23 protein-coding genes are annotated in these 23,299 nt (G+C 61.3%); 9 read left to right on the top strand and 14 right to left on the bottom strand.

The window, feature by feature from the left end; genetic code table 11:
- Nucleotides 1-6 precede the first annotated feature (6 nt).
- The 10 genes from NKJ90_RS23170 to NKJ90_RS23125 form a co-directional block, all read right to left on the bottom strand.
- Nucleotides 7-603 carry a hypothetical protein gene (locus tag NKJ90_RS23170; protein ID WP_023756873.1) on the bottom strand — a complete coding sequence of 199 codons (597 nt, stop codon included), beginning with the start codon at nucleotides 601-603 and terminating at the stop codon, nucleotides 7-9.
- On the bottom strand, nucleotides 600-1,199 hold the full coding sequence (locus NKJ90_RS23165) for a L,D-transpeptidase (RefSeq protein WP_352486845.1): 600 nt from the start codon (nucleotides 1,197-1,199) through the stop codon (nucleotides 600-602). The genes NKJ90_RS23170 and NKJ90_RS23165 overlap by 4 nt, the downstream gene beginning before the upstream one ends.
- Nucleotides 1,183-2,346 (bottom strand): CpaE/TadZ family protein, encoded by a 1,164-nt coding sequence (locus NKJ90_RS23160; protein WP_352486844.1) that lies wholly within the window; start codon nucleotides 2,344-2,346, stop codon nucleotides 1,183-1,185. The genes NKJ90_RS23165 and NKJ90_RS23160 overlap by 17 nt, the downstream gene beginning before the upstream one ends.
- Nucleotides 2,343-2,966, bottom strand: a complete 624-nt coding sequence (locus tag NKJ90_RS23155; protein WP_352486843.1) for a TadE/TadG family type IV pilus assembly protein — start codon at nucleotides 2,964-2,966, stop codon at nucleotides 2,343-2,345. The genes NKJ90_RS23160 and NKJ90_RS23155 overlap by 4 nt, the downstream gene beginning before the upstream one ends.
- Nucleotides 2,960-3,448 carry a TadE/TadG family type IV pilus assembly protein gene (locus NKJ90_RS23150; protein WP_352486842.1) on the bottom strand — a complete coding sequence of 163 codons (489 nt, stop codon included), beginning with the start codon at nucleotides 3,446-3,448 and terminating at the stop codon, nucleotides 2,960-2,962. Before NKJ90_RS23150 ends, NKJ90_RS23155 begins: the two co-directional genes overlap by 7 nt.
- 7 nt (nucleotides 3,449-3,455) lie before the next feature.
- Nucleotides 3,456-4,979, bottom strand: a complete 1,524-nt coding sequence (locus NKJ90_RS23145) for a TadE/TadG family type IV pilus assembly protein (protein WP_352486840.1) — start codon at nucleotides 4,977-4,979, stop codon at nucleotides 3,456-3,458.
- A 71-nt stretch (nucleotides 4,980-5,050) separates the two neighbouring features.
- Complete coding sequence (locus tag NKJ90_RS23140; protein ID WP_352486839.1) at nucleotides 5,051-5,341, bottom strand: hypothetical protein; 291 nt, start codon at nucleotides 5,339-5,341, stop codon at nucleotides 5,051-5,053.
- Entirely contained in the window at nucleotides 5,328-6,773 is a 1,446-nt protein-coding gene (locus tag NKJ90_RS23135) for a type II and III secretion system protein family protein (RefSeq protein WP_352486838.1), read from the bottom strand. Before NKJ90_RS23135 ends, NKJ90_RS23140 begins: the two co-directional genes overlap by 14 nt.
- Nucleotides 6,774-6,827: 54 nt before the next feature.
- Nucleotides 6,828-7,889, bottom strand: coding sequence for a Flp pilus assembly protein CpaB (cpaB, locus tag NKJ90_RS23130; protein ID WP_352486837.1), 1,062 nt, complete (start codon nucleotides 7,887-7,889; stop codon nucleotides 6,828-6,830).
- A gap of 93 nt (nucleotides 7,890-7,982) precedes the next feature.
- Nucleotides 7,983-8,201: a Flp family type IVb pilin gene (locus NKJ90_RS23125; RefSeq protein ID WP_352486836.1), complete on the bottom strand. Its 219-nt coding sequence runs from the start codon at nucleotides 8,199-8,201 to the stop codon at nucleotides 7,983-7,985.
- A gap of 529 nt (nucleotides 8,202-8,730) precedes the next feature.
- Here NKJ90_RS23125 and NKJ90_RS23120 point away from each other — a divergent pair.
- The 7 genes from NKJ90_RS23120 (at nucleotide 8,731) to NKJ90_RS23090 (ending at nucleotide 15,976) form a co-directional block, all read left to right on the top strand.
- Entirely contained in the window at nucleotides 8,731-10,119 is a 1,389-nt protein-coding gene (locus NKJ90_RS23120; protein ID WP_352486834.1) for a TadA family conjugal transfer-associated ATPase, read from the top strand.
- 35 nt (nucleotides 10,120-10,154) lie between these two features.
- On the top strand, nucleotides 10,155-11,090 hold the full coding sequence (locus NKJ90_RS23115) for a type II secretion system F family protein (RefSeq protein WP_352486833.1): 936 nt from the start codon (nucleotides 10,155-10,157) through the stop codon (nucleotides 11,088-11,090).
- Nucleotides 11,091-11,109: 19 nt separating this feature from the next.
- Nucleotides 11,110-12,060, top strand: a complete 951-nt coding sequence (locus tag NKJ90_RS23110) for a type II secretion system F family protein (protein ID WP_352486832.1) — start codon at nucleotides 11,110-11,112, stop codon at nucleotides 12,058-12,060.
- 55 nt (nucleotides 12,061-12,115) lie between these two features.
- The gene (locus NKJ90_RS23105; RefSeq protein WP_352486831.1) at nucleotides 12,116-12,658 is read left to right on the top strand and encodes a tetratricopeptide repeat protein; all 543 of its coding nucleotides are present in this window, start codon (nucleotides 12,116-12,118) and stop codon (nucleotides 12,656-12,658) included.
- A 1-nt stretch (nucleotide 12,659) separates the two neighbouring features.
- Nucleotides 12,660-13,199, top strand: a complete 540-nt coding sequence (locus NKJ90_RS23100) for a prepilin peptidase (protein WP_352486830.1) — start codon at nucleotides 12,660-12,662, stop codon at nucleotides 13,197-13,199.
- 362 nt (nucleotides 13,200-13,561) lie between these two features.
- On the top strand, nucleotides 13,562-14,698 hold the full coding sequence (locus NKJ90_RS23095; RefSeq protein WP_352486828.1) for a hypothetical protein: 1,137 nt from the start codon (nucleotides 13,562-13,564) through the stop codon (nucleotides 14,696-14,698).
- Between the two features lie 258 nt (nucleotides 14,699-14,956).
- Entirely contained in the window at nucleotides 14,957-15,976 is a 1,020-nt protein-coding gene (locus tag NKJ90_RS23090) for an isopenicillin N synthase family dioxygenase (RefSeq protein WP_352486827.1), read from the top strand.
- Nucleotides 15,977-16,258: 282 nt separating this feature from the next.
- On the opposite strand, the gene NKJ90_RS23085 is transcribed toward NKJ90_RS23090, so the two are convergent.
- The 4 genes from NKJ90_RS23085 to NKJ90_RS23070 all read right to left on the bottom strand — a co-directional run bounded on the left by NKJ90_RS23085 (nucleotide 16,259) and on the right by NKJ90_RS23070 (nucleotide 20,898).
- Complete coding sequence (locus NKJ90_RS23085; RefSeq protein ID WP_352486825.1) at nucleotides 16,259-17,362, bottom strand: alcohol dehydrogenase family protein; 1,104 nt, start codon at nucleotides 17,360-17,362, stop codon at nucleotides 16,259-16,261.
- 8 nt (nucleotides 17,363-17,370) lie between these two features.
- Entirely contained in the window at nucleotides 17,371-18,750 is a 1,380-nt protein-coding gene (locus tag NKJ90_RS23080) for an aspartate aminotransferase family protein (protein WP_352486824.1), read from the bottom strand.
- 31 nt (nucleotides 18,751-18,781) lie between these two features.
- Nucleotides 18,782-20,275 carry an NAD-dependent succinate-semialdehyde dehydrogenase gene (locus NKJ90_RS23075; protein ID WP_023756852.1) on the bottom strand — a complete coding sequence of 498 codons (1,494 nt, stop codon included), beginning with the start codon at nucleotides 20,273-20,275 and terminating at the stop codon, nucleotides 18,782-18,784.
- 131 nt (nucleotides 20,276-20,406) lie between these two features.
- Complete coding sequence (locus NKJ90_RS23070; protein WP_023756851.1) at nucleotides 20,407-20,898, bottom strand: Lrp/AsnC family transcriptional regulator; 492 nt, start codon at nucleotides 20,896-20,898, stop codon at nucleotides 20,407-20,409.
- An 82-nt stretch (nucleotides 20,899-20,980) separates the two neighbouring features.
- Here NKJ90_RS23070 and ehuR point away from each other — a divergent pair, with 82 nt between their 5' ends.
- Nucleotides 20,981-22,366 carry a MocR-like ectoine utilization transcription factor EhuR gene (gene ehuR / locus NKJ90_RS23065; RefSeq protein WP_023756850.1) on the top strand — a complete coding sequence of 462 codons (1,386 nt, stop codon included), beginning with the start codon at nucleotides 20,981-20,983 and terminating at the stop codon, nucleotides 22,364-22,366.
- A gap of 124 nt (nucleotides 22,367-22,490) precedes the next feature.
- A complete protein-coding gene (gene ehuA, locus NKJ90_RS23060; protein ID WP_023756849.1) occupies nucleotides 22,491-23,276 on the top strand; it encodes an ectoine/hydroxyectoine ABC transporter ATP-binding protein EhuA in 786 nt (261 codons plus the stop codon).
- Nucleotides 23,277-23,299: the final 23 nt, after the last annotated feature.

Genomic DNA, 23,299 nt, shown 5'->3' with positions numbered 1-23,299 from the left:
CGCAGACTAGTTGATCCTGCGGTAATAGACCTTGCCGTCAGGCTGCTCCACACGCTGGTAGTTGGAGCTTGGGGGAGGAGGCGCCGCCGGTGCGGTCCTCTTCCTGGGCGCAGGCGGCGCTGCGATGACGTTGGGTTCGCTCGCGCTGTCGCCTTCGAGAGCTTCGGGCGCTTCCGCCAGCGTGCTGGTGGTGATCTCGGACGGTTCCGCCGCACTCGACACGGCCTCGCCGCCGGCGACCGGTATATTCTTGGCCAACCGGGCAATGTTGCCATTGATCTCGTTGAAGCTGCCTTGCAGCTGGCTGTCCAGTTTCTCGAACCGGCTCTGGAAGCCGTTGTTGACCGTGTCGAGCCGTGCCGCGATCCGCTGCTCGAACGCTCCAAGCTGCGCCAGCCGCGCCTCGACGAAACGCAGGTCGCTGATGCCCCGATAGAGATAGACCGCGGCCGCCATGTTGACCGCGGTGATCAGCAAGGCACCGCTGGCGATGAGAATGCCGATCGCCTTTGTTTTGCTGGGTCTCTCGATGGCGTCCTGTTCGCGCCGTTCATGGTTTCCGACGTCGATCGCCGGCATGTCCGGTTCGCTGATCGTCGTCATTGGACCACCACCTTTGCGCCGACCGCGACGCGCTTGAAAAGATCGATCACATCCGTGTTTGTAAGACGAAAACAACCCGATGTCCCGTCGAAGCCGACCCCGGACGGATCGTTGGTGCCGTGGATGCGGTAGAGCGTGTCGCGCCCGTCCCGGGAGAGATAGAGCGCCCGTGCGCCGAGCGGATTGTAGGGACCGGCGGGCACCATTTTCGGCAGTTCCGGCTGGCGGGCCCGCATGTCCTGTGGCGGGCGCCACTCCGGCCATTCGGTCTTCGCCCCCACCTTGACGACGCCCGTCCAGCCGAACCCGTCGCGCCCGACGCTGATCTGGTAGCGCAACGCCTGGCCCTGGCGGGTCACTAGGTAAAGCGCCTTCTCGTCCTTGCGGATGATGATCGTTCCTGGCTGCTCGGCGGTTGCGAAGGCAACGGCCTTGCGCAGGCTGGGCCCCATCGCCGGCAGCGGCGGCCGCTCGACCGATCGCGCCTCGGCGAAGTCCTGGACGGACAGCGCCAGCGTCACGCCGAGCACGCAGGCGCCGGCCAGCCGCCCAGCAATCCGATATCTCGCGATCCGGTGTCTATCGGGCAGCGTCATCGAGCCGCTCTTTGAACATCCGCTTCAGGTCCTTGTTGAAGCGCGCCCGCCCATCGACTTCCGATGGCGGGATGGCCCTGTTCAGCGCGTCGGTCAGAAGCGCGTTGTCCAGCGCCACCGACTTGATGTGCGGCGCCTTGAATATCTTTTCGAGCTCGCTGCGCGAAAAGTGGTTCCCGAACCATTTGCGCTTGTGCTTGTTGGCGACCAGCGTGATGTTGACCGCGTTGCCGCGCAGCTCGCGGATCTTCTTGTAGAGCCGCTTGCCTTGCCTCAGCGAGGCGACGTTGAGTTCGAAGACGATGAAGATCTCGTCGCTCGTCGACAGCACGGAATCGTGCCAGGGCGTTTCGAGATTGGGCAGGTCGATGACGATGTCGTCGAAGCGGTAGGCGACGAGATCCAGCAGACGGAAGACGAAATCGCTGCCATGCGGCTCGAACGGCAGTTGCGGCCGCTCGAACGCGTAGAGGGTGAGGCCGGACGGGCGCGACAGCTTGATGACATCCATCAGCTCGACATCGAGCCGTTCCGGCTGGCCGATGATGCCGGCAAGGTCGAACTGGTTGAACAGATTGAGATAGGCGCCGCAATTGGCGCTCTGGAAATCGAGATCCACCAGGCAGGTCGATGCCGCGCGCTCGGCCGATTTGGAGGCCAGGAATTCGGCCGCCGACAGCGCCATCGTCGTGGCGCCCGCGCCGCCGCTGGCGCCGATGAAGGTGATGATGCGGCTTTTGGCTCCCTGGTTGCCGGTATCGTGGAAGGTCACCGCGTTGAGCAGCTCCTTGCCGTCGAGAGGCTTGTGCAGCCAGTCCGAGGCGTTCATGCGCACCAGCACGCGCGTCCGTTCCGACGTCAGCTCGTCGGAAACCGCGATCAGCGGCACGGTAGCCCACAGCGCGCGCGCCTCGACGATGCCAGGCCTGCCGAGCAGCTCGCCATTGCCGAGATCGAGAATGACGATGCCCGGGCGCGTATCGGCGGGCGGCCCCTTGAGAAAATCACCCGTCTCGGAAACCCTGACATCATAGATCGCCAGCGCATCGAGCCGCGTCGCCACATCGCGCTTGAAATCCGCATCCGAAGAGAACAGCGCAACCTGCTTTCGCTTGGTCGGCGTAACCTTGGTGTTGATGGCATTCATGGCCAGGTACTCTTTAGGTCTTCGCCCGTGACCGTGCTCAGCATGGAGGGCATGGTGATGTTTGCGAAACTGAGGAAGAAGAACTGGAAGGGATGATTGGTGATGCTGACGGTGATTGTCGGCACCGGCCCAGCGGGGCGCGTCCAGTAGCCGAGGCCGGAAGCCTGATACTGTATCTGCACCTCGGACTTCGCCAGCATTGGCAAGAATGTCTGCATTCCAGCCCGGCTGCTGTTGCCGCTAAAAATGAAATCAAAGGCGGCCTGGCTCACATTAAGGTTCTGGCACGTGGCGCCTGTGCCACAAGTGCAAGTAACGCTTCCAGCGGAATTGGCCGTGCAAACATAATTGTAAGTGTTTGCGGGAACCGCTGTTCCGACTTTGGTTGCGTCGCTCTGCGTAATTGTTTCGAGTAGCAGCCCGCTGGCGACAGGTGCAGAAATCTGCGCCAGCCTTGCGCCGGCTTGCACTGCTTTGTTCCCTGCATTCCATTGGTAAAAGGCGTAGCCGAAATCGACGAAGCCAAGCAGAAGCGTCAACAGTAGCGGCATCACTATGGCCATTTCGACCATAGTCGCTCCGGACCGGTTGGCCCAAAACTTGATGCGCTCCGTCACCATCCAATAACTCGTTCCTGATGGGACACGCTCAGCGTGATCGCGCCAAAGCCGAGAGACGACCAGACGCCCGGATAAGAATAGGAGGTAGTGACGTCCACGACATCGACAGTGCTCTTGCTGCTAAGATAAAGCTGTGTGCCCGTGTCCACGTCAACCGCGTCCAGCGAGCGCGCCTTGGTGATCTCAACTGCCGCCGGCAGCCATCCGGTCACCCTGGCGGTGCCGCTGGTGACCGCCCCATTGGCAGCAAGGTTTTGAGCTCGCCCCATGCAGATGTCCCAGTCGCTACTGCAGCGTGCCATGTAGCGACCCGCATCCTCGACGCCGGCCTCGAGAAGCAGGCGCGTGTTCAGGATGTTGGAGAACTCAAACACACTAGCCGATAACAGCAACACGAGTGGTATGGTGATCGCGGCTTCCACCAAAGCGGCGCCATTTTCGTCGCCTTGGAACCGCCCAATGATTTTGCCGAACCTGGTCATGTCGACTCTACCGATACAACTGGGCTTCGTTGCGGAATGCTTTGTCTAAAAGGGTGTTATTGGCAAACCCTCCGTCGACGTCGACGATCTCCAGACTTATGGGCTTCTCCCCGGCCGTGGTGTCCTCATCGTCTTTGCTGTTATCCTGCTTCTGGACCGGGCTATTTATAAAGACACTGGCATAGCCGTCAGGCTTGACTTGGACATGGCCATTGATCTTGGCTTGGTTGGCGATGCAGTCGACGATCGCCATGTTGAGCAGACGGCGATCGGGATCCGAGGTCGGCGTTGTGCCTTTGAAACAGGCTGGAACGCCGCTTTCCTTTGTCGGCGCGGGGGACTTGTCCCCGACGAGCCCGTTCGCAATCTCGTATTTGTAGACGTCATATCTGGAAGCTGGCACAGAGGCGCCGGTCGGGTTGGTTGTGCTAGGGACGGAGGGATATGCGGCACCATGGTTGATCAGCCAATAATTGGTGCGATCCCAGGTCGAATTCGTCATCCCGGTGGCGGAATCGAAGCTGTCGCCCGGCGGCAGCGCCATCGCCGTTCCGTCTGTGTTGGGCTTGTATTTGTTGCAGTTCGCGGTCTTATCGACGCCCTTGCGCACATTGCTCGCTGGCCGATATAGCCAATCGGTGTCATGGCTCTTCAGCGAAGTGCTGTAGATGTCGAAGCGTACATTGAGACCAGCGTTGACCTGGCCCAGGGTGACGCCGGTCTTAGTGGTGAGCTTATCGCGTTGATAGCAGGTGCCGGCGGTTCCGACAGCGAGCGCATCCCGCAGTGACGCGAGATTGTTGTCGATCAGTCCGAAATTGCCTGGGCCGGGGTTACTGTCGACCTTGAGGACGCGGAGTTCGCGGCTGTAGGTGAGCCCGGCGGCGAACGCCTGCTGGATGGTTTTGCTGGTCAACGGGTCGGTCGTCTCGAACGGATTGCACATGAAGATCGGCACCGTTTCGCAGATCGACTGGACAAATCCGGCCACAGCCTGTGGCCTTAAATCCATGGTGTCGCTGCCGCCTAGAAAGCTTGCCGGGAATATCGTCGCGAAGGCACCTGCGCCATCCGCCAAGCCGGAAGCGTTCACCGTCACCAGAGAGAATGTCACAGCTTTGGGATCGGTGCTTGACCAGTCATGGCCGGTAGAATCGACGCCGGCGGCGCTCAAAGTGGTGCTATCGTCGGCGGGTATTCCCGTCAGATATGTGACGGTCACATCAGCCACGGCGAGCGTGTGATCGTGAGAAGTGGGATCGTCAGAGGTAGAAAACTTGGTTTTGTTGATGAGTAGGGTCGTCATCGCCCGGTTGGCTCGGTCGATTGAATCCGCTCTGCCATCCAGTTCCGCAGCGGTCGCAAGCGCGAGCGCATCGACGCCCTTCTGCAGATCGTTATGCAGTCCGTTGGCCCGGCTCATATCGATTGCCAGCAGAGCGAAGCCGATAAGCACGGGCAGCATGATAGCAACGAGGATCATCGCTATGCCGCGTTGATCGTTCCAGAAGGCTCGAATGGTCCCCAACATGACCTTACTCTCTTTCACCTCGCGCCAGGGCTCCTCGCATGCCCGGCGCCCTCCGCATCCTTCCGTTCAGTTCACTGCGTCACACCCGACCCGCCGACATTGACCGTGATCGCCGGCGGCGGCGGCGGCGGCGGCGGAAATTTGTAGTTGTGCGCAACAAGTGCGGCGCGCGTGCCGTCGCCTTCGATGTGTGTGTTCCTGGAAGCCGGATTGAGCGGGTCGACCGTCTGCAGCAGCGAATTGAACTTCTGCGTGTCGCCGGCGGCCAAGGTCACCGAATCATAGTGGTTCAGATAGTCGGCGGCGCAGCCCGACAGCGCGCCGGCACACAGGATGAGGATCAAGGCGCTATTTCTTGACATAGAGCATCTTGTCCTTCGATTTGAAGTCGAGCATGTGGCCATAGGGGCCGGTGACGCCATCACCCGTTTCGTATTTTCGGATCATGTCCTTGTTAACCTCGAGCTGGCCGAGCACGAAGAATTCCGGATCGTTGGCGGGCCGCGTCTTGTCGAACGGCGTCGCCAGCTGCTCGCCGGGCTTCACCGGCCGCACGATATGCGGCGTGACGATGACCACCAGCTCGGTCTCTTCCTTCTGGTTGCTCGAATTGCGGAACAGCGTGCCGATGACAGGCACCTGGCCGAGCCACGGCACCTGGTTCTGAAGCTTGGTGGTCTTGCTGGACAGAAGCCCGCCGACGGCGAAGCTCTGACCGTCGCGCAATTCGACGACGGTCGACAGTTTGCGGTTGGTGAAGATCGGGTCGCCGGCGGTGGTGAAGCCGGTCAGGTCACTGACCTCCGGCGCCAGGTTCATATGGATCTTGCCGTCGTCGAGTACGACCGGCGTGAACAGCAGATTAACGCCGAATTGCTTGTAGACGATGCTTATCTCGCCGTCTTTATCGAGAGTGCGGATCGGCACTTCGCCTCCGGCGTTGAAGCTGGCCGGCTCGCCGGAAAGCGTGGTGAGATTGGGCTCGGCCAACATGCGCACCACGCCCTTGGCCTCAAGCGCTTCGATAATCAGGTCGACCTTGATATTGCTGTCGATAACCCGGGTGATCAACGCCGCAAACGGATTGGAGTTCGACAGAAGGCCACTGACCAGATCACCCGCGCCGAGCACTGTTCCGTCCGCGTCGACAGTAGCAATGCCAGTTCCGCTGCGAGTGGTGCCGCTGCTGTTCTTGGTCCGGATCGACACGCCCAGATCGCGGCCTGCATTGCGCTTGGCTTCCAGCACGCGCACTTCCAGGTTGACCTGCTGGCTGTCGTCGACGGTGACGGAGTTGATGACGGCGTCGGGACCATACTGCTGCGCCACTTCCAGGATGGACGCCAGCGTCGCGCCGTCCTTGACATGGCCGCCAAGCCTGACCTTGCCGTTGATCGAACCGATTTCAATGCGCGACCTCGGCGCAACCTGGCGGATTGCCGCCGCCATGTCGCTGACATCGACGCCAACCTCGATCTGGAGGGCGCCGAGCGAGCGCTTGTCCGTGGAAAACAGATTGACCGTGGTGGTGCCGGCGCCCTTGCCGATGACATAGAGCGTGCGGTCGGTCATCGGCTGGGCGTCAGCGATCTTCTCGTCGCCGACGACGATATCGCCCAGATTGGCACTTACCTGGACCGTTACCGATTGCGACATCGGCAGGAAAATCCGGTGCACGCTTGGGGTCGAAACGTCGATGAACCGGTCAGCGGCAAAGGCCGCCAGGCTCGACAGCAACAGCGCCGCCAGACAGGGCAACACCGCCGCCATCGTCCTCAACCAAGTCCCCTGCATCCCCGTCTCCCCAATCGCTGCCGATGGCAGCCCCGTTTTATTTGCCGCACTCTATCATGGTTGTCGCGGTACGTCATATGTCTCGAGTTTCACGCCCCGAAATACACCGATGGTAGCACGCGCCGGTGGCTCGGGCGTCACATATTTCACCACTTCCTTGACGACCTCGTGCACTTCGGGTGCCGACACGACGGCCGGAGCCGGCTTGACCTTGCTCAGATCGTCCAGCTTGCTTCCCACCCGGTCTACGGCTTGGGCCAATCCGGCAATCTTGTCATCGGCGCGCTTGCGATCATCCTCCGCGCGCTGGCGTTCGGCCGCTGCCGCGGCGTCGGCTGCTGCCTGCCTGTCCAACTCGGCTTGCCTTTTTGCGACGTCAGCCGGCGTTTCGCCGGTCAGGTCGGAAAGCGTCACCCGTTCGGTCGTCTCGCCCTTGCTGGCGGCGGCCTGGCGAAGCGCCAGCGACAACTGGCCGGCACCTGCCGCAAGGGTCAGCTTCTGTGCGTCCTTGGTGCTGGCCTCGAGCGTCACGGACTTCACCACTGTGGGACTGTCCTTGCTCACATCGGCCACCTGATCGACGGCGAGCACCTTCATACCCTGTAGCAGCACGTCGACAAAACTCTGATCCGAACCATTGTCGCTGCGCACTGTGCGCGTCAGCAACACATCGACCCGGTCGCCCGGGAAGACGAAGCCGGCGACGCCGAGCACATCGTTCACCCTGATGGAAACGGCCTTCATGCCTTCGCCCAGCACTGCCGAAAGCGTGGCGCGCTGACCAGGTCCAGTGATCTTGCTGGCGAGGACAGGTTCGTTGGCACTAATGGTTTGAAGAGCCTGCCTTGTACCTTCGCCGGCCAGCGCATCTTTCGTTGTCTTGAAGGCGCCCGTTGGAACCGCACCAGCCGGCCACGCAACTTCGCGCAATTTATCTGTGGTCAGCACGTCGCCGAACTTCAGCGGTATTGCCGCTACGACGACTGTGCTGCCTTGAACGAGGCCCGTTTGCGCCATGGCGCTACGCTGGCCGGCCAGCCAGATATTGACCAGAACCACCGCCAGGACGCCGAAAACGCCGGCGAGCAGGATCATGATAAGTGTGTTGGCGCGCATAAGCCCAAACCCCGAATAAGGCAGAAGAAACGGCCGAGTGACTTGAACGGTTTCAGGCCCGGATTTGATCCGGGCCTGAAAATCGCTAGCTCATCAGCTACCGGTGCCGGCCCCGGCATTGCAGGTGCCGGTCGGATGCGCGTCGAGGGCGGTGCAGAGTGCCGCGAAACGAGCGGCCACCCATGCGCCAATGGCGATGACAGTCAGGATCGATGCAACGGCGATAATGCCGATAAGGATGGAATATTCGACCATGGCAGCGCCGTTTTCGTCGTCGCGGAACTGCCGGGTCATCGTCATGAGCTTGTTCATGTCAATTTCTCCCTTTGGAGGTTGCAACCCGACGAGACAGAGCAAAGGATGAAATCCATACCCAAGCATCCCCCGTCATCTCGATCCTAGGTCCCGAGAAAATGCAGAGTCAAACGGGATTAACGGTTCCTTAACTTCCCAATACATGAACTCCCGAGTTGAGCGCGGCCCTAAATTTCAGCAAGAGCTTGATTCGTCTAATTTTTCAAGCGTCCTTAACCATTCGTTCACAATTATGCGTATGGGCTAATCAAGATGGACGTACTTTAGCAATATGGCATATTCCTTTATATCTAAGGGGTTGTGTCCAGCTGTGGAGGGAAATTCCCATGCCGGAGCGCGCGAGGGTACAGAGCAGTGCGCCACTCCTGATTGGCAGCGTGCAGCCGGAAATAAAAACGATATTTTTCTTGCGTACTCCTTAACTATGTTGAGAGTATTGTGCGCAAGTGAGAAACCCCGGCGCTTGTGCGTCGCTTGGTTAACGTTTAGTTTCCACTAATGTGCGCTGCAGGGGGTATAGGGGATTATGCTGGGGCGGTTCATCAAGGGGCCAAGCGAACAGCAGGCAATGGCAAAGGTCGAGCCGCTGGCGGTGCCGCCTGTTGCTCAGCCCCTTTCGCCGGTGGCCGACATTGAAACACATGGCGATGATTTTCTGACGCTCAAGGTCGAGATTCATCGCCACCTTATCGATCGGTTCAATCTGACCGCTCTTGAAAGCGCCTCCAAGGACGAGATCCTGAATGAGATCCGTCCGATCGTCCGCGAGTTCGTGCGTAATCGAAACGTGCCGCTGAATGCGCGCGAGCTCGACCAGCTGACCAGCGACACCGCCGACGAGATGCTGGGTCTCGGGCCGATTGAGCCACTGCTCAAGGACGAATCAATCACAGATATAATGATCAACACGCACAAGCGCGTCTTCATCGAGCGGCGTGGCGTGATCGAGGAGACGGCGATCCGTTTCCGCGACGAGGCGCATCTATTACGCGTCATCAACAAGATCGTTTCGGCTATCGGCAGGCGTGTCGATGAATCGTCGCCGATGGTGGATGCACGGCTGGAAGACGGTTCGCGCGTCAACATCGCGGTGCGGCCGATTTCGGTGGACGGTCCGCTGGTGTCGATCCGCAAGTTCTCCAAAAATCCCTATTCCCTCGAACGTTTGATGGCTTTCAACTCTATCCGGCCGCCGATGATCGAACTGCTGCGGATCGCAGTCCAGGCGCGCAAATCGATCCTGGTTTCGGGCGGTACAGGCAGCGGCAAGACCACCTTGCTCAATGCGCTGTCGAGCTACATCCCCTCCAGGGAGCGACTGATCACGATCGAGGATGCGGCGGAACTGCAATTGCAGCAGCCCCACGTCGGCCGGCTGGAGACGCGCCCGCCCAATGTCGAGGGCAAGGGCGAGGTCCGCCAGCGCGAACTGCTGAAAAATGCGCTGCGCATGCGGCCGGATCGCATCATCGTCGGCGAGGTGCGCGGCGAGGAAGCTTTCGACATGCTGCAGGCGATGAACACCGGCCATGAGGGGTCGATGACCACCATCCATGCCAACACGCCGCGCGATGCGATCTCGCGGCTCGAACAGATGGTCGGCATGGCCGGCATGCCGATGACGCACGATTCGATCCGGGCGCAGATCGCATCCGCCATCGACATCATCGTCCAGACCCAGCGCCTTTCCGACGGCGGCCGGCGAGTCGTTTCCATTTCCGAGCTGACCGGCATGGAAGGCAATGTCGTGCAGCTCCAGGAAATCTATCATTTCGTCCGCCGTGAAGTCACAGCCGAGGGCAAGGTCATCGGAGACTTTCGTGCAACCGGTGTCCGTCCGCGCTTCGCTCCGGAGGCCGCGACGCTTGGTCATCATTTTGCCAAGGACGCCTTCAACCCGCAGGTTGCCCTCTGATGCCGACGGGTCAAGCTCTGCTGTATTTCATCTACATGCTGGCGGCAGCCTCGGTCATTCTCGCCGGCGAAGCTCTCTATCTTTCATTTGCCGGACGCCGCTCCCGATCCATGGCGGTTAATCGCCGGCTGAAGCGGCTCGCAGGCGAGGTTCCGGCCGAACAAACGTTACAGGGCCTGCTGCGAGAACGCGGCTTGACGGATTCCGGCGACTTTCTTTTTGGACTGGTCTGGTTGAATAGGCTCTATACCCAATCCGGCATCACCGGGAATCCCCTGACGTTCGCCGCGACTTTCCTGCTTGCGGGGATGGCTATGGCTTTGCTGCTGGCGATCCTCTTCAATTTTTCCGCTTTGGCGTCGCTCATTGTCTTTCTGGTCGTAGGGCTTGTCTTGCCGCTTCTCGTCCTCCGGCGTGCCCGCAACAAACGAATCCGGAAATTTGCCAAACAGCTGCCGGATGCGCTCGACATGATCGTTCGTTCGCTGCGCGCCGGACACCCGGCTTCGGTCGCGATCGGTCTGGTCGCGCGCGAAATGCCGGATCCGCTCGGCACCGAGTTCGGCATCGTCTCCGATGAGATCACCTTTGGCCTCAGCATCGAGCAGGCCGTGCGAAAGCTTTCGCAGCGTGTCGGCTTCGAGGGCCTTCAGTTGCTGTCGGTGTCGCTGTCAATCCAGTCCAAGACGGGCGGCAATTTGACGGAAATTCTGGCCAATCTTTCCTCGGTCCTCCGTGAACGGCAGAAGTTGCGAATGAAAATCAGGGCGCTTTCGGCCGAAGGTCGCGTCTCCGCGTGGATCATCTCCTTGTTTCCTGTTGTGATGTTCATCGCACTTCAAATCCTTGCCCCAGCCTATTACGGCACGGTCTGGGGCAACCCGCTCATCTTCCCGGTATTCCTGATTTTCGGGTTGTGGGCGCTGCTTGGCGACTTCATCATGTACCGGATGGTTACTTTCGATTTTTGACTCGGAGCGACGAAAGAAATTGTTTTCGAACATTCAGGACCTGGGCTTCTTGGTGTCCATTGCCGTCTTTGTGGCGGCGGTGTCCCTTTTCCTGTTCGGTGCGCTTGTCTTCTTGCCGGCTCTGCAGACACGAAAGCTCGTCGCGCAGAGCCTGATGGGCGAAGGAATTACAGACCGCCGATCGATGCTCGGACAAGACCAGCTTGCCAAGCTTGCGGCGCAACGGCCGGTCGATGCCTACTTCAAGTCGATCGAGAAGGAGCGGGAAGAGCCAAACGCCTTGGAAGCGAAGCTGTTTCGCGCCGGCTTTTATAAACCAAGCGCACCGCTGATTTATACGCTGTGCCGCCTTGTCGCGGTCTGCGTCGGTTTTCTGGCAATGTATGCACTCCTTTCCCGCGCCCTGCCGCCGCACCTGCCAGGTTTCATCACCCTTGCTGGTTCTGCCCTGTTCGGCCTCGCCTGCATCGTGCTTCCCGCCATTCTGCTCGACCGTTTCGAGAACGGCCAGAAACAGATCTATCGTCGGGCTTTCCCCGACTTCATGGACATGATGATCACCTGCGCCGATGCCGGCATGAGCCTGGAGGGGGCAGTCGAACGCGTCAGTCAAGAAATGGCCGCCACCCACAAGTGGCTGGGAATACAGCTGTCGATCATGAATTTGCAGTTGCGTGCTGGCAAGCCGTTGCGGGAAGCATTGCGCGAACTCGCTGACCGCATCGGCCTTGATGAGGCGCGGGCGCTGGCTGTCTTGTTCCGTCAATCGGAGGAACTCGGCACCAGCCTCACCGACGCCTTGCGTGTTTATAGTGCCGAGATGCGCGGGCAACGAATTCTGAGTGCCGAGGAGCGAGCCAATTCCCTGCCGGTAAAGATGATGGTTCCGTTGGGGCTGTGTATCTTCCCTGTAGTTATGATGGTTATCATGCTACCGGTGATCATCCGGATGAGGGGCATTTTCTTCTGATCGCTTATATGCTTTGGTCCTAAAAATAGATTCGGGGCCCTTTTGGGGATACAATATGAAGAGGGTTTTCGCGGTCGCGGCCTGTCTATTGATGGCGGTGCTTGCCGGCTGCCAGACGGCGGACATAACCGACGGTGTCGTTCGCACCAATGAGCCATCGAAGGGCGACGTAACGTCCTTTGGCGATGCTTTCGACGGGCTGAAGACAGTCAGTGACGTCGAATATTACGCCTCGGACCAGGCTGTTGCCGAAGCCAAGAACCAGTTCCGCGCCGAGAATTACGGCAATGCCGGCGCGCTGTTCTTCAAGGCGACGCAGCTGGCGCCCAATGACGGCGGCGCCTGGATGGGGCTGGCCGCCTGCACCGACCGGATCCACCGCTTCGACCTTTCCGACCGGGCCTATGCCCGTGCGTCCAAGCTGGTCGGCGCGACGCCCGAATATTACAACAATGTCGGCTATTCCTATCTGCTGCGCGGCAAGCTGCAGAACGCACGCAGCAATTTCCTCAAGGCTTATGAACTGGCGCCCAACGATCCGACCGTTGCCAACAATCTGAGGCTGCTGTCGTCAAGCGTGCAGAATATCGAGCGCTAGCATGTTGCTCGTCGAAGCGCTGCTGCTGAAGGTCCTCGCCATCCCTCTGCTGGCAAGGATTGCCTGGCTCGACTTCACCACCCAGAGGATAGCCAATCGCGACGTGCTGCTGCTGCTCTGCCTTGGGGCGGGGGGCATGCTGCTGTTGTCGCTCCAGTCTGGATCGTGGTGGGATATGGGGCTGAGCGCAGTTGCCGGCCTCGTGCTGTTTCTTGCGTTGTTCCCGTTCTGGCTCTTGCGCAAGATCGGGGCCGGCGACGTCAAGCTGATGGCGGTCATCCCTTTCCTGACTGGCGGCAACGATCTCGTCGTGTTTTCCATGCTGCTACTGGTTTTCGCCCTAATCACTGCAGCGGCCATGAAATATCCATTCCTGCTGCCCGCAGGCGCCTTCCGCCTCTACGTCCAGCATTTCGATCGCAAAGGCGTTGTGCCGTTCGGCGTGCCGATATCTATAGCCGCGATCTGTACGATAGCGTTCGTGATCTACAAAAGTTTGGTGCTGGCGAACAGTTCTGGAATCCTCAACCAGCTTAACTGAACCGCGCAGCCGCATAGCTGGATTCGCCGCGTACTGGGGATCGGCACAGCCGTGCGGGCCTTTCTCGCCACGCCGCCTGTTCGGGACCAGGGCTACGAACTAACAGGTTTCTTCGGAGCCTTCGCCGGCGCGTCGGCTGACGGAAAACCCGCCTGGACGGCGGGTCACTGGCGCAAATCAGCACCATAGGCAAATATGTACCATAGCTGAGGTCACGAAGTCAAGGAACAAATTCCTATCGTGAACGGCACCGCCGACACCCGGCTGTCGTCAGATCTTTTGTCAGCCTGAGTTCGGAACCCGGGGACCTTGCCGGGCAATCAGGTCGATGGCTAAATAAACGATCACAGGGAGAAGGCAGCATGGCACTTCACCTTTCGGCGGATGCCTCGGTTTCAGTCGCCCCGCAGAAATATCTCTTTGGTCCGTTCATCGACTTTTTCATGCTGGGCGGGAGCGCGCTCGTGATCCTGCCGGTGCTGTATTTCGTGCCGCTCAGATACGAAGGTCTGGTGGCGCTGATGGCGTTCCTGCTGTCCCATCTCATCAACCAGCCGCACTTCGCCCATTCCTACCAGATTTTCTATCGCAACTACGCGCGCAAGGTGCGCGGTGACGGGTACGACAGGAGCCTCCAGCTTCGCTACATTTTCGCGGGCATTGTCGTCCCGCTGATCATGGGCGCCTTCTTCGCCTATGGCGCCGTAACCGGGAACGCTCGCCTGCTGGGATATGCCACCAATGCGATGGGCTTTTTCGTCGGCTGGCACTACGTCAAGCAAGGCTACGGCATGCTGATGGTGGACGCCGTCTTGAAGCGCAAATTCTTCAGCGATCAGGACAAGAAGGTGCTGCTGTTCAACGGCTATGCCGTGTGGCTGTTCGCGTGGCTTCAGACGAACGCGGTGATCACCGAACGGCAGTTCTGGGGCCTGGACTACTACACATTCGCCGTCCCGCCATGGCTCATCAACATCGCCGTTGCGGTCGCCGCGTCGTCCTCGGCGGCCACCGTCGTGATGTTTGCCAATCGCTGGCGCAAGCATGGTGGCGCGCTGCCCTATAACGGCGTCGTCGCCTATGTCGTCACCCTCTATGCCTGGATCCTGTTCGTGACGATAAATCCGCTCTGGCTGCTTGTGGTGCCGGCGCTCCATTCGTTGCAGTACCTGGCGGTGGTCTGGCGTTACCAGACCAATGTCGAGCGCGACCGCGCGGATGCCGCCAGGGATCCGGGGTTAAAGGTCCTGTCCATTGTCGGGCCGCTGTACAGGCTGCGGGTGCTGATATTCATCGTCGCCGGCACAATTCTTGGCGCGCTTGGTTTCTGGCTCGTGCCGATGGCGCTGACCGCCTTGGTTCCCTACGACAAACAGGTGCTCGGCTCGTCGCTTTTCCTCTTCATAGCGTGGATATTCATCAACGTGCACCACTACTTCCTGGACAATGTGATGTGGCGTCGCGGCAATCCGGAAGTGTCGAAATATCTGTTCCGCTAGCTGCTATTGGACGATGTCGCGCTCGAAAGACGGTCCAAGCGACGCATTGCAGGCAAAATAGCAGCTTGGAACATTATTTGCCGACAGGCCATCATATGCAGCGCTGGCGTTCTTCCATTCGGACCAGATTGGCGTGCCCGTTGCTTTGATCGGCAGCCACCACGTGCCACTTTTGGAGGCGCGATCCGTGCCCGGATCTCCTGCCTGTGGTCGCTTCTACGTCTCCCAGGCAAGGCAGAGAATGGAAGGAACCTGACCATGCCCAGAATTGTGCCGGTGCTTGATCTCAGCCGTCTCGAACAAGGTGCGTCCGAGCATCGCACCTTTCTCCTCGACCTGCGCACGGCGGCCCGGGACGTCGGCTTCTTCTATCTCAGCGGCCACGGAATTTCCGCCGCGGAGATCGACGAGGTGCTCGATGCCTCGCGCCGGTTCTTCGCATTGCCCGAAGCCGACAAGCTGGCCATCGAAATGGTCAAGTCCCCGCAGTTTCGCGGCTACACCCGCGCCGGCGGCGAACTGACCAGGGGCACCGCCGACTGGCGCGAGCAGCTCGACATCGGCGTCGAGCGCCAGCCGATAGCGCAAGGGCCGGGAGTAGCACCCTGGACGCGGCTGCAAGGGCCGAACCAGTGGCCCCGGGCCCTGCCGGAGCTCAAGCCGGCGCTGTTGGCATGGCAGACCAAGGCGACGGCGGTGGCGATCCGCTTGCTGAAGGCCTTCGCGCTGTCGCTCGACCAGCCCGAGGACGCCTTCGACGCAATCTACCGGGATTCGCCCAACCATCGCATGAAGATCGTGCGCTATCCCGGCCGTCAGGCGACCGGCACCGACCAGGGTGTCGGCGCGCACAAGGATGGCGGCTTCCTGACCCTGCTGCTGCAGGACGACAACAAGGGGCTGCAGGTCGACTATGATGGAAGCTGGGTGAATGTCGACCCGCTCCCCGGAACGCTGGTCGTCAACATTGGTGAACTGCTCGAACTGGCATCGAATGGCTATCTGCGCGCCACCGTGCACCGCGTCGTCACGCCGCCTGCCGGCGTCGAGCGGATTTCCGTTCCCTTCTTTTTCAGCGCGCGGCTGGATGCCATCATCCCGCTCCTCAGCCTCTCCGAGGAACTGGCGGCGCAGGCACGCGGACCGGCAAGCGATCCCGACAACCCACTGTTCCGCGATGTCGGCACCAATGTGCTCAAAAGCCGGCTGCGTTCACATCCCGACGTGGCACGCCGCCACTATGCCGATCTGCTCGAGACCGGAGCCGCGGGCTCGTGAGGGCCCTATGGTGCCGAGCACGAATTTTTGCCAATTTGCGCATTTTTTGGAATTCCATTCGTGGCCGAGGCGCAGAAATAAGCCCAGACTGGCAAAATCGTTCGGCGGTTTCCTCCCATTCCGCCGGACGGTGTTCCCCTCTGAAGGTTTGACCTTCTTTTGGCCGGGCCGCCTGCGCGCCCCGGCCATTTTTCGTCCTGGTTTCGGACGGCGCAAGGCGGAAATGCTGCAAAAGCCCGTCAAACACCCGTGTCGTGCTCATTTCCGCATCGAGGCATCGGTTCAGCCAGCCGAACCCCACATGGCATCCGGCACCACAACCAGCTTGCCGACGAAATCCTTGGCGATGAAATCCGCCTGCGCATGGTGGAAATCGGAGAGCTTGTAGACGCCGCCGACCAGCGGCCGGATTTTCTTCGCCTCGATGTATCCAATGATGCGGCGGAAATCGGCGCGCGTGCCCTGGCTCGAGCCATGCAACTGCAATTGCTTCAGGTACATGGTCCTGAGATCGAGCTGGACGACCGGACCGGCGATCGCGCCGGCGGTGGTATAGCGGCCCTCGGGCCTGAGAATACGCAACAGATCGTTGAAGATGGCGCCGCCAACGAGGTCGGCCACCACATCGATCGGCTGGCCGCCAGTCGCCTCGTTCACGGCATGCGGCAGGTCGGCAATGCCACGCGTGATGACGGCCTCGGCGCCGATGTCGCGCACCGCCTGTTCCTTGCCCTTGCCGACGATGGCGTAGGGAATGGCGCCGCGCGCCCGAGCCAATTGCACGATGCCGGAGCCGACGCCGCCCGAAGCACCGGTGACAAGCACGCGTTCACCGGCCTTGAGCGCGGCCCGTTCCAGCATCTGTTCGCCGGTCAAATAGGCGCAGCAGAAGGTGGCGAGCTCGACGTCTGTCATGTTCGTATCGACGAGATGAGCATTCTCGGCCGGCACGGCCTGGTATTCGGCATAACCGCCGTCGCGGCCGTGGCCCATATAGTCGATGTCGGCGAGCGAATCGTCGTCTCGGTTGTAGATCGAGAAATCGACCATCACCCGTTCGCCGATGCGGTCAAACGAAACGCCTTCGCCAACGGCGGCGATGGTGCCGACAGTGTCGGTGCCCTGGATACGCGGGAAGCTCAGCGTGTTGCCCTGGCGCCGCCAGGTCGACACCGCAGCCGCGTCCTCTTCCGTGCCATAGGCGCCCTGGCGCACCCAGACATCGGTATTGTTCATCCCGCAGGCGCTGACTTTCACCAGCACCTCACCAGGAGCAGGCGAGGGCACTTTGACATCGCTGCGGTAGACGAGTTTTTCCGGACCGCCGTGCCCGGTAAGCAGCACGGCGGCCATGGTGGCAGGAAGGGTTTTGGTCATGGCATTCATGGTCGATCTCAGAGATTGGCAAACACGCTCTTGACCGCGTCGGCGGTCTTCGAAACGATGATGTCGGCTTCTTCGCGGGTCAGGCAGAGCGGCGGCGCGAAGCCTAGAATGTCGCCCTGCGGCATGGCGCGGCCGATGACGCCGCTTGCCGCAAGTGCTGTTGCCACCTGCGGTCCGATCTTGAGCGAAGCGTCGAAGAACACCCGGTCGTCCTTGTCGGCAACGAACTCGACCGCCGCCAGCATGCCGTCGCCGCGCACGTTGCCGACATGTTTGTGACCGCCGACCGCCTTGGCCAGCTCGGCGCGGAAATAGGCGCCGGTTTCGCGGGCATTGGTCACAAGATCCATCTCGTCGATCAGTTCGAGATTGGCGACGCCGGCGGCAACGCAGATCGGATGCGCCGAATAGGTCCAGCCATGGCCGAGCGAGCCGAGCTTGTCGGAGCCTTGCACCAGCACCTGCCACATCTTGTCGGCGACGATGACGCCCGACAGCGGCGCATAGGCCGAGGTCAGGCCCTTGGCGATGGTGATCAGGTCCGGCTTAATGCCGTAATGGTCGGAGCCGAACATGGTGCCCAGCCGGCCAAAGCCCGTCACCACCTCGTCGGCGACGAGCAGCACGTCATACTTCTTCAGCACCGACTGGATCTTTTCCCAGTAGCCCGCCGGCGGCGGCACGATGCCGCCGGTGCCGAGGATCGGCTCGCCGATGAAGGCGGCGACCGTTTCCGGCCCCTCGGCCAGGATCATCTCCTCGAGCTTGTCGGCGCAATGCTGCGAAAACTGCTCCTCGCTCATCGAGCGGTCGGCGCGGCGGAAATAATACGGCGCCTCGGTGTGCAGGATCGGCGCGCGCGGCAGGTCGAAGGCGTTGTGGAACAAGTCGAGCCCGGTCAGCGATCCCGTCATCACGCCCGAGCCGTGATAGCCGCGCCAGCGCGAGATGATCTTCTTCTTCTCCGGCCGGCCGAGCACGTTGTTGTAGTACCAGATCAACTTGATGTTGGTCTCGTTGGCATCCGAGCCCGAGAGGCCGAAATACACCCTCGACATGCCCTTCGGCGCGCGGTCGATGATCATCTTGGCGAGCGTGATCGAGGCCTCGGTGCCGTGGCCGACATAGGCGTGATAATAGGCGAGGTTTTTCGCCTGGGCGGCGATGGCGTCGGCGATCTTCTGCCGGCCGTAGCCGACATTGACGCAATAGAGGCCGGCGAAGGCGTCGAGGCTCTTCTTGCCATTGTCGTCCCAGACGGTGACGCCTTCACCGCCGGCCATGATGCGCGTCGGGCTCTCGCCGCGCGCATGCGTGCCCATATGGGTCGAGGGATGGAACAAGTGATCGCGATCCCAGGCGGCGAGTTCGTTGGACTGGTCGAGCATTTTTTGACTCCTTGAGGGATGGCCGGACGATTTACGAGATGTCCAGGCAGAGATACTTCAGATCGGTGAAGGCTTCGAGCCCGTGGCGCGAGCCTTCGCGGCCGATGCCGGATTGCTTGATGCCGCCGAAGGGTATCGGCGCGCCGGTGATCTTGACGCGGTTGATGGCGACCATGCCGTAGTCGAGCGCGCGGCCCATGCGCTGCTGGCGGGCGCCGTTCTCGGTCACGACATAGGCGACGAGGCCATATTCGGTGGCGTTGGCGCGGGCGATTACCTCGTCCTCGCTGTCGAACGGCGTCACGGCGGCAACCGGTCCAAACGTTTCCTCGCGCATGATCAGCGCTTCATCGCTGACATCGGCCAGCAGCGTCGGCTGGTAGAACAACGGCCCGGCTTGATGCCGCGCGCCGCCGGCGAGGCAGCGCGCGCCATGGGTGAGCGCGTCGGCGACCTGTTCCTCGACTTTCTTGACGGCGCGCTCATGCATCAGCGGGCCGATGTCGATTCCCTGAGCAAGGCCATTGCCGGTCCGCAACGTCTCAATGCGCCTGGCGAAGGCGGCGCAGAAGCGATCATAGATCGGCCGCTGGACATAGATGCGGTTGGCGGCGAGGCAGTCCTGGCCCGATGTGGCGAATTTGGCGTCAATGGCGATGTTCACCGCTCTGTCGATATCGGCGTCGGCAAAGACGATCAGCGGCGCATGGCCGCCAAGCTCCATCACCAGCCGCTTCATCGTCGGCGCGCTCTGGGCGGCGATCAGCCTGCCGATTTCGGTCGAGCCGGTGAAGCTCATGGCGCGAACGCGTGGATCTTCGCACATCCGTCCGACGATGGTCGAAGCCTTGCCAGTGACGATGTTGAAGACGCCGGCGGGCAGGCCGGCGCGCTCGCCAAGTTCGGCCAGCGCCAGCGCCGACAGCGGCGTTTCCGAGGACGGATGCGCAACGATGGTGCAGCCGGCCGCTAGTGCTGCCGCTGCCTTGCGGGTCAGCATCGCCGACGGAAAATTCCACGGCGTGACGACGCCGACGACACCAAGCGGTTCGCGCCGCACCATCATTTCGGCGTTCGGCAGATGGCTGGTGACGCTCTCGGCGTTCAGACGTTTTGCTTCTTCCGCATACCATTCGACGAAGGAGGCGGCATAGTCGATTTCGCCCAGCGATTCCTGCAGCGGCTTGCCCTGTTCCAGCGTCATCAGCAAAGCGAGGTCTTGCTTGGCGGCAATGATCAGCTCGAACCATTTTCGCAGGATTTTCGAGCGCTCCTGCGGCAACAGCGACCGCCAGGCCGGAAAGGTGCGCGCGGCGGCATCGATCGCCTTTGTCGTCTGCCGTGCATCGAGCGCGGCGACGAAAGCGACAGTCGTGCCGGTGGCCGGATCGGTGACCTCGAAGCTTTCAGCAGCCTCGCTTGCCGTCCAGTGCCCATCGATATAGGCGAGCTCACGAAGCAGCCGGCGGTCGGCTAGGCGATCGAGCGCTTCATGGCGATGCGAGCGGGCAAAATGCGCGGACATGGTCGAGGCCTCCCGGTTCGGACTGATGCGGGAAGACTATTCGTCCTATGCAGACAGAGGGGCTGTTTGGATGCCCTGATGTAGAGAGTTTCTCTCTATTGCGTCCTTGGGCGAGACGATCTCTCCGATCCCTATGGCGAGACCGGCAACAGGTCCGCTACAGGCAGCGCAATCTCGTCCTTCACCGTCTTGATGACGATGTAGGTGAAGTAGCGATCGATGCCGATCTCGCGGTCGAGCAAGCCATCCACCAGACGCTGGTACGCGTCGATGTCACGTGCCATCACTTTCAGCACATAGTCGACGCCGCCGCCGACGGACCAGCAGGCGACGATCTCGGGAATGTCGCGGATGACGCGCTCGAAGCGGTCGAAATCGGCCTGGCGGTGGTTGGCCAGCGTCACCTCCATCAGCACGGTTGCGACGGGTGCGACGACGCGCATGGCGATCCTGGCGTGGTAGCCCGAGACGATGCCGGCCTTTTCCAGCTTGCGCAGCCGCATCCAGCACGGCGTCGGCGACAGGCCGACCTGCTCGGCCAGTGCCAGCTTGGTGATGCGTCCGTCGCGCTGGATGGCGTCGAGGATTTTCAGGTCGATCGGGTCGAGTTTCGCGGCAGTCATCAGCATCCACTTTTCGTCGACTGCACCATGACGGCGCATTATTTCGATTGTCAATTGCACTGATTTCGATCTCTAATAAGTCATGACATTGTGGCATCCCGATCCCAAGCTCATCCGGCGGCCAGCGTATCAGTCGCTTGCCGACCAGTTCGCGCGCGCCATTCATGACGGGCGCCTGGCCAATGGCGCGCGGCTGCCGACCCACCGCCGGCTGGCCGACGACCTCAAGCTTTCGGTGCAGACCGTCAGCCGCGCCTATGAGGAACTGATCCGGCGCGGGTTGATTTCGGGCGAGATCGGCCGCGGCAGCTTCGTCCAGACGCAGCGCCGCGAGCCGGAACCGCCCTATCTGCCGGAGCGGCTCGGCGAAGTCATCGATCTGTCGATCCTGAAGCCGGTCTGCGAGCCGATGCATCTGGAGCGGTTGAGGCAGGCCTTGGGCTGGCTGGCCGAGAATCTGCCGTCGAGTTCAGCACTTTCGTTCCGGCCCAATATGGTGTTTCCACGTCACCGCGCGGTGGCGGTCGAATGGCTGAGACTGTGCGGGCTCGACAGCTCCGCGCAGAACATCAGCCTGACCAACGGCGCCACCGCCGGCATGACCGTGGCGCTGATGAGCGTGGCGCCGCCCGGCTCGACGGTCGCCACCGAGGCGATCGGCCACCACACGCTGGTGCCGCTCGCCCGTTATCTCGGCTTCAACCTCGAAGGCCTGCCGATCGACGACAATGGCCTTATTCCGGAGGCGCTTGACGAGGCGTGCCGGCTTTCCGACATCCGGGCCGTCTTCGTGCAGCCCTCGGTGATCAATCCGACGGCGACGCTGATGGACGCGCGACGGCGCGAAGAAATCGCCGCCGTCGCACGCAAGCACGACATCGCCATCATCGAGAACGATGTGCTCGGTCCCCTGGTAGAAGACCGGCCGCCGCCGGTTGCCGCCTTTGCGCCGGAGCGCACGCTCTACGTCACCTCCTTCACCAAGATCGTGGTGCCTGGCCTGCGCATCGGCTATCTCGCCGCGCCCGATCGCTATGTCGCCGCCGTCGCCAACCGGCATCTGGTCTCGAACTGGATGGCGACGCCGCTGGTGGCCGAGATCGCCACGAAATGGGTCACCGACGGCACCGCGATGGAGCTTGTCCACTGGCAGCGCGCGGCGCTGCGGCGACGACTGGATATCGCGGCGGAGGTGCTGGCCGGGGTCGACTATCGCGCCCGGCGCGATGGGCTGCATGTCTGGCTGCAGCTGCCGGCCAACCGCGCCGAGGAGAGCTTTGTCGCCCAGGCCCGGCTGCAGGGCGTGGCGATTGCACCTGGCACATCCTTCCGCATCTCGGATGCGCCCTGGCAGCCGGCCGTGCGCATCTCGCTGGGCTCGACCACCGAAGGGGAACTGCGCGCCGGCCTGGGCGTTGTCACCAAGCTTTTGCTTGGCGATCCGGAACATCTGTTGCTCGCCATCTAGGCCGCAAGTGCTCGGAAATTGTGCGGAATTAGAATAATTGTCATGGTATTATTTTCCCAATTGACATGATTTTGCGCGTTCCGCATCGTTAAGAGCCTAGACCTCTCCAGGACGGGGAACCGCATTGCCCACGCCCATCATCAACATCGACGCCATTTCCAAAAGCTTCGGCACTTTCAAGGTGCTGGACGGCCTGTCGATGCAGGTCATGCCTGGCGAGAAGCTGGCGCTGATCGGCCCGTCGGGCTCGGGCAAGACGACGATCCTGCGCATCCTGATGACGTTGGAGCGCATCGATGGCGGTCATATCCAGATCGACGGCGAGCAGCTCTATCACGTGGAGCGCAACGGCCAGTTGCTGCCCGCCGATGAGCGGCACCTGACGAGGATGCGCCAGAAAATCGGCATGGTCTTCCAGCTGTTCAACCTGTTTCCGCACAAATGCGTCATGGACAATGTCACGTTGGCGCCGATGCTGACCAAGGGCACGCCGCGCGCCGTCGCCGAAAAGCGGGCGATGGAACTGCTCGAAATGGTCGGCATGGCCGACAAAGCCAAGAGCATGCCGGCGCAGTTGTCCGGCGGACAGAAGCAACGCGTCGCGATCGCCCGTGCACTCGCGCTGTCGCCGAAGATCATGCTGTTCGATGAGGTGACGTCGGCGCTCGATCCGGAGCTGGTCGAGGAGGTGATGAACGTCATGCGCAAGCTCGCCGCCGAGACCGACATGACCATGCTGCTCGTCACCCACGAGATGGGTTTTGCCCATGATTTCGCCGACCGGGTGCTGTTCTTCGATCGCGGCAAGATTGTTGAGGAAGGCAAGCCCGACGAGATTTTCCGCAATCCCAAGCAGGAGCGTACGCAAGGCTTCCTGAAGAAGATCATCGCGGCCGGACATCGCGTCTGACCGCAATGCCAAGGGCGGCGAAA

It is taken from the genome of Mesorhizobium sp. M0051 (assembly GCF_040323235.1).
Classification (GTDB): domain Bacteria; phylum Pseudomonadota; class Alphaproteobacteria; order Rhizobiales; family Rhizobiaceae; genus Mesorhizobium.
This window is presented reverse-complemented; position numbering and strand designations above follow the sequence as displayed.